We start from the raw sequence: 6,299 nt of genomic DNA on the forward strand, positions 1-6,299 counted from the left end.
AAAGCAGGGGGGCATTGCTGTGGAAACGGTTTCTTTCATCGGATTGAGTGGAGAAGAATACGAACCTAAAAAGCATACTCTATATAGAGTAGCACGATTTTTGTTTATAATTTGCGCTAAAGTCCCAATAATAGGTCGGCTTTGCTATATTTGACCTATCTTTTTTTAGGTCTGATTGCTGTATCTTATGCTACATATACCTTTCCCCTACCTCTGTCGCCCTGCTAGGGGATTTTGTCATCCCCTCGCAAGCGGGACAGTAAATACGCCCAAAAACAAATCCCTAATTTGCGCGATTGTCTTTTTCAGACCAATCATGGTATCTCTGGCTTTTCGTCCGGCCTCAGAGCGAGTGCCACCACTGATTTTTCGACGGGTCACAAATTCTCTGATGTCAGATTCGGCAGCATTATTGTGCAAAGGGATATTGGGTTTGTCGAGCACCCGAAGCAATTGCTCCTTGTTTTGTCTAAATTGGTTCAATGCGTTGCTCAGAGTGGGGTGGTGCAGATAACACCGACCAAAGATTTCATCAAAGCGAGCAGATAGGTACTGCTTTTGCTCGGCACTCGGGTGATCTTGATAGGCAATTAAGCTGTTGGTAGTACTCCCATAGAAGGGTTTGGACTTCCTCAATGTTCTCTCGAAACTCAGCGGTACTCCCCTCAAAGCATGCGAATGATTCGTTCACCATGAACCCAACACAACCCATGAATGAGAATATTGAACTGTCTGGCTCCATCTGAGAGAATCAGCAATTTTCGGTTAATGCCACTCTCGATTAATCCACCCAGCAGAGCGGCTTCGGTGACCCTCTCTGCGACTTTGGTCTGCACAATGCCAATCGACTCGCGCATAGTCCTGCCATTGCTCAGGGTTATTTCCTAGAACCGTTGAACCAAAGCTCAATCGGTTCATATGCTTGTCGGCTAACTTATAGGAAGCGTGCATATTGGTGGGCATCCTGATTGAGTACATAAATCGGGGCATTGCCTTGTAATACGGATAAGAAGTTGCGTCGAGTCTTGCGGGGGGTGCTCGCAAAGAAAGTAAACCATTCATTGCCAATCACCGTGCAATACCCGTTCTTCCCACTGTGTTGTGCTCCGGTATCATCGGTGTGAACATACTCTGAGAATTTTAATCCTGCCCCTAAAACCGATGCCTGAGAGAGTGTGAAACACATCTATATTTGCGCGCTCGGTATGAATTGATTTGACCGACCGATATCTCGATACCCCATTCCAGTAGCTGCTCATGAATCTTTGGTTGCGTCACTCGATTGTGATAGTACTGGTGCAAGATATATCCCACTAGTTGCGGGCCATAATGTCCAGAATTGCTGATACGAGGCGCGGTAATTGACCACTGATTACCCCGACCTCTGGTAACACATATTCGGCTAAAAAGAAGCGGATGTTATTTCTTTCTATGCGAAGTTCGTGGAACAAATATTCTCGGTATCCATTAAATTTTGCCCCTTCTGGCAGTTGAGAGGGTTCTATTTTCCATTCGGTGTCCACCACGAAGCTATCTTTCTTACTGCGTTTGGCTGAGGCGCGGACGTTTACCTTTCCTTTGCTTAAGTTCTAGCTGCTTCTCTACACCCACGGTTACTCGCACGCTCGTTGAGGCTTTTTATTTAGTTTCTTTTTAGCTAGTAACTCTTCCTCCAATTCACGGATGCGCTTGCTTAACTCTTGATTGTGCTTGGCCAGTTCCGCTATCGTTTCAGCTTGTTGCCTGACAAGCGCACGCAGCTCCTCGACCTCATGAAGGTCGGTGAGTTGTTCATTTTTTACTTGCACAGAGTTTTTAGGCATACCTTTGTTTAACCAGATTTATGCACTCTTGACAAGGGGGCCAAGTCAATACCTATCTCTTTCACCCGACAGCGGTTATTGAGAAGTTACCATATTTCTCATAACGAGTTGCAATTCGTCGATTAAGCTATAGGCGATTAATAAGTCGTTCGACTCGATTTCGTTCTCTATACAGACCACGATTGAAGCGTTCTCGTTTTCTCTCATTGCTTTTCGGGGGGAATAACAGGGGTTGCTCCCTAGAATTGAAACCTGATTGTTAGTGGAGCCTTAATTAATAATTTTTAATCCTTTTCTGCATAACCCTTAAACTGTAAAGGCTCCACTATCCTTACGGTAACTTCAAAGAAAACGCAGTTTTTCTCTAATCGCTTGACTACTGTAAGCTTTATCACCATTAAAGTAGCGAAATCGACTTTTTGGTCTTCCTCGTCCAATTCGCGCTTACTTTCCTCCAGTCAGTAAGTCATCAAAAGCAATGGTGTCATGACGTTCACCTGATGTTAGGACAAAAACCATTGGTTTTCCAAATCCTTCAGCTCGCTTTGTGGACTTTTGTAGAAAAACCTCCCTTACTACGCCGCTTAGCTTGGTTTTCTTGCCCCCAAATGCTACCGCCGCATGTTGATGTGCTCTGACTAAGGTACTGTCGGCAAAATGGACTTCCCAATCAATCAGCCCTTCGGCATCAGCTTTTTGTTGAAGACCTGCCCAAATTTGATCCCAAATACCAGCTTTTCGCCATCGGTAGAACCGACTCGAGACTGTACTGTGAATTCCGTAATCCGGAGGTAAATCTCTTATGGGTGCGCCTGTTCTCAAGATCGGTGAGAATCCCATTAATGATGGAACGATTGTCATGTGCTGGTTTTCCTGTCCGGAGACGAAACCTTAGATAGGGTCGCCTTTATGGGCGACAGGCTATGGGTAAAAGGGTTAAAACTTATTAGAGTCGATGCCTGGTATTACCCAGGGCACCTCTCCTTCAGATCTGGACGTGAAGGTTTCCCCTCATCCAGCTCCTAGACATCCTTAGCTTTCGCTTTGCCCCCATGGATATATTGGTGACAACTTTGATGGACAGCCATTAGGTTTTTGGGCTTCCAATTGTCGTGATTTCTATCAATGTGGTGAAGGTGAACCCTTTCTCCATCAATGAATTTCAGTCCGCAATGTCCACAGGAATGGTTTTGTTTCTTCAAAGCCTTTGCAGTAGCATTATCATATAAAGCAGAGTTTCTATGACTCCAGTAGATTAAGTCTCCGTCATAGGGGGACTTAATTCCTCTAACCATTGTGTGGTCGTTTTCTTTCCACGATACTGTGGGGAAGGCTATCTTTACTAACCTTTTGGATTTGTACCGGTTTATTGATTTCTGCTTTCTGAATTTTCTTTCAGCAGTTTTTGCCGGGAAGTATAGGTCATATGGAGAGTCTTCCATGCAGCAGTATCTGTGGTAGTTCCTCCAACCCCGTACGATTGGTGCTAATTTTTGGGCTTTGACTTCTGCACCATAATTCGAGCTGTTGGCCACGGTTTTTACCTTCTTTAGAAATTTCTTGAGGTTCTCTTTTGAAGGGTAACTCTTGAATCTTCCGTCATGCTGGACTCGGAAAAACCAGCCCAGGAAGTCAAATCCGTCTGTCGTTTTGGTTATCTTGGTCAATCGGCGCGCTTATTTCCATCCCTCTTTCTGCTAGGAAGGTTTTGATTCTTTTCAGTACCTTTTCCGCGTTTTCCTTTGGCTTTAGGAATATCACCATGTCGTCCGCGTATCGAACGGAGGGGTGTATTGCCTCTATTCCGTTAAGTGCTATGTTGGCGAGCAGTGGACTGACAACTCCTCCCTGTGGGGTTCCTTGCTCAGGAAATTCCAGGTCAATTCCGGCTTTGAGGCAGCGGAATATCCCAGTCTTCAAACTTGCTGGTGCAATTAACCTATCCATGATGGACTTGTGGGAGATTCTGTCGTTCGCGAAGCGTGGCCTACGGCCAAAGCACTTTTTGATGTCTAGTTCAATTACCCTTTTGGTGATGCCGTTACATTTTGAATTGAGGTTTTTGAAAATGTATTGTTGGGCATCATGGGCACTGCGTCCAGTCCTAAACCCGTAACTCCGGGCGTGAAAGGTAGCTTCGTGGGCTGGTTCGAGGGCGTACTTTGCTAAACATTGCCATGCTCTGTCCGTGATTGTCGGTACTTTCAGCATTCTCGTACCCCCGTTTTTCTTAGGTATTGGGATTTCCCTTAACCCTTGGTGCGTCCAATTTTCCGCACTGGAGCCTAGCATTTTAAGTAACTCGAATCGCTCCCGGTATTTGAGGGCTGTTTTGCCGTCAATCCCGGCTGTCTTTTTACCCTGATTTAGTTGTGTCACTTGACGGATGGCCAAAAGCTGTGCCGAACGGGATTTCAAAATCAGTTTTTGTAGAGACCTTGCTTTCCTCAGGTCACCAGCTTGAACCGCTTTATACACTCTTCTTTGTAGGCGGAAAAGATTCTTCCGGAGTTGTTTCCAGTTTTGTCCTTGTTACGGTCGATGTCCCCTATTAAGGGGAGCACCTCCGCTTCAGAACTGGGCGTGAGACTTTCACCTCACCCAGCTCCTGGGTAAACTCGGTCTATGACCGGCCTTTCGGCTTGCTCCAGTGTATCTGTTGATGGCAGCTACGATGAACTGCTAATGTGTTCTTTTTAGACCAATTGTCGTGGTTTCCATCGATGTGATGAAGATGTACAGATTCGTCTTCTAAGAGTTTCAATCCACAGAATCCGCAGGAATGGTTTTGCCTTTTCAATGCATCAGAAGTAGCATCGGAGTAGAGTCTTGAGTTTCTCTTACTCCAATAGACTAGGTCACCGTCATAAGGTGACTTAGTCCCCTTTACATTCACGTGTTGGTTCTGCTTGTAACTTACCTTTGGGAATCCTCTATCGCACAATTCATTAGCTTTGTGCCGGTTAACCTTCTTTTCTTTGCGGAATTTCCGGTTTGCGGTTAGTCTCATGAACCAGAGTTTATCCCTGCTGCTACTCATATCGCAGTTGCTATGGTAGTTACGCCATCCGCGAATGATGGGAGCTAACTTTGTGGCTTTTACTTTGGCACCATAGTTCGAGTTGTTGACTACGGTTTTAATCTTCTTACGTATATTCCGGTGGTTTTCCTCTGAGGGAATGCATCGGAATTTTCCGTTTTTCTGGACTCTGAAATTCCAGCCCAGGAGACGAAACCTTAGAATAAAGAAGCCTTAATTAATAATTTTTAACCCTTTTTTGCATAGTCTGTCGCCTGTAAAGGCTTCTTTATTCTTACGGTAACTTCATAGGAAGTCAAATCCGTCTATCGTTTTGGTCAGCTTAGTCTTTTCTTCACTGACTTCCATTCCTCGCTCTTTCAAGAACATCTTGATTTTATTCAAAATCTTCTCAGCGTCGTCTTTAGGCTTGAGGATTATTACCATGTCATCCGCGTACCGGATGCTGGTATGTATGTTCTCAATTCCGTCTAGTGCCACATTTGCTAGTAGAGGACTAACCACACCGCCTTGGGGTGTTCCTTGTTCCGGGAATTCTGGATTGATGCCTGCTTTTAAACATCTAAAAATCCCCTGTTTCAGACATGCAGGAGCTAGCAATCTATCCATAATGGAACTGTGGGAGATGCGGTCAAAGCATTTTTTGATGTCTAGTTCTATGATTCGCTTGTTTATACCGTTACTTGTAGACCTTAGGTTGAGGAATAGGCATTTTTGTGCGTCTTGCGCACATCTGCCTGTCCTAAACCCGTAGCTACGGGCATTGAACGTGGCCTCGTGGGCTGGTTCTAGGGCGAATTTAGTTAGGCATTGCCATGCACGGTCGGCTATGGTTGGTATCTTTAACACTCTTACTTTCCCATTCTTTTTAGGGATTGGAATTTCACGAAGTCGGCTATGTTTCCAGTCATTCCCATAGTCGTTCAGTGTCTCCACCAATTCCATGCGTTCTTGATAATTGAGGCTCGACTTGCCATCAATTCCAGCCGTTTTCTTCCCCTTATTTAGCTGTGTTACTTGACGGACGGCCAAGAGTTGCGCTGAACGGGATTTCAGTATCAGTTTCTGTAATGACCTAGCTTTCTTCAAGTCACCAGCTCGAACTGCTTTATACACGCGCTTCTGTAGGCGGAATAGGTTTTGGCGGAGTTTCTTCCACTTTTGTCCCTTCCATAGGTCACTAAATCTATTCGATGTGTGTCTACCCATACTCTCCATTGGTTTGTGTACCTCTGAATACCCGCAGCCAGTTTCCATTAAACTAAGCCAGGGAGTCACCTCACAGCTGACTCGTCTCCAGAACCGGACGTGAAGTCGGGTAAGGTTTGTAGATTACTCTACTCCCCTCCCCTAAGAACCGGACTTGACAGTTACCCATCATCCGGCTCAAGCCTTACTTCAAGCCTTCTGCTTGGTTTTCTTTTTGCCATGAAGAA

The 6,299-nt window shown here is 45.2% G+C and carries 9 protein-coding genes and 1 pseudogene; all 10 read right to left on the reverse strand.

Annotated features, from left to right (window positions below; all coding sequences use genetic code 11):
- Nucleotides 1–237: 237 nt before the first annotated feature.
- Nucleotides 238–636 (reverse strand): transposase, encoded by a 399-nt coding sequence (locus tag F6K49_RS33835; RefSeq protein ID WP_293030298.1) that lies wholly within the window; start codon nt 634–636, stop codon nt 238–240.
- A 29-nt stretch (nt 637–665) separates the two neighbouring features.
- Nucleotides 666–857 (reverse strand): hypothetical protein, encoded by a 192-nt coding sequence (locus F6K49_RS33840; protein WP_293030301.1) that lies wholly within the window; start codon nt 855–857, stop codon nt 666–668.
- 77 nt (nt 858–934) lie between these two features.
- Nucleotides 935–1,186, reverse strand: a complete 252-nt coding sequence (locus F6K49_RS33845; RefSeq protein ID WP_293030304.1) for a hypothetical protein — start codon at nt 1,184–1,186, stop codon at nt 935–937.
- Between the two features lie 127 nt (nt 1,187–1,313).
- Complete coding sequence (locus F6K49_RS33850) at nt 1,314–1,526, reverse strand: hypothetical protein (RefSeq protein ID WP_293030307.1); 213 nt, start codon at nt 1,524–1,526, stop codon at nt 1,314–1,316.
- 87 nt (nt 1,527–1,613) lie between these two features.
- Nucleotides 1,614–1,823 carry a hypothetical protein gene (locus F6K49_RS33855; protein WP_293030310.1) on the reverse strand — a complete coding sequence of 70 codons (210 nt, stop codon included), beginning with the start codon at nt 1,821–1,823 and terminating at the stop codon, nt 1,614–1,616.
- Nucleotides 1,824–2,267: 444 nt separating this feature from the next.
- Nucleotides 2,268–2,663: a transposase gene (locus F6K49_RS33860; protein WP_293103691.1), complete on the reverse strand. Its 396-nt coding sequence runs from the start codon at nt 2,661–2,663 to the stop codon at nt 2,268–2,270.
- Nucleotides 2,664–2,845: 182 nt separating this feature from the next.
- Nucleotides 2,846–3,490: a group II intron maturase-specific domain-containing protein gene (locus tag F6K49_RS53745; protein WP_365940620.1), complete on the reverse strand. Its 645-nt coding sequence runs from the start codon at nt 3,488–3,490 to the stop codon at nt 2,846–2,848.
- Complete coding sequence (locus tag F6K49_RS53750; RefSeq protein WP_365940619.1) at nt 3,456–4,301, reverse strand: reverse transcriptase domain-containing protein; 846 nt, start codon at nt 4,299–4,301, stop codon at nt 3,456–3,458. Before F6K49_RS53750 ends, F6K49_RS53745 begins: the two co-directional genes overlap by 35 nt.
- Before the next feature lie 145 nt (nt 4,302–4,446).
- Entirely contained in the window at nt 4,447–5,067 is a 621-nt protein-coding gene (locus F6K49_RS33870; RefSeq protein WP_365940616.1) for a group II intron maturase-specific domain-containing protein, read from the reverse strand.
- An 84-nt stretch (nt 5,068–5,151) separates the two neighbouring features.
- A pseudogene (locus tag F6K49_RS33875) lies at nt 5,152–6,072 on the reverse strand (reverse transcriptase domain-containing protein); the annotation flags it as partial.
- Between the last annotated feature and the right edge of the window lie 227 nt (nt 6,073–6,299).

This window comes from Moorena sp. SIO3I6, from assembly GCF_010672095.1.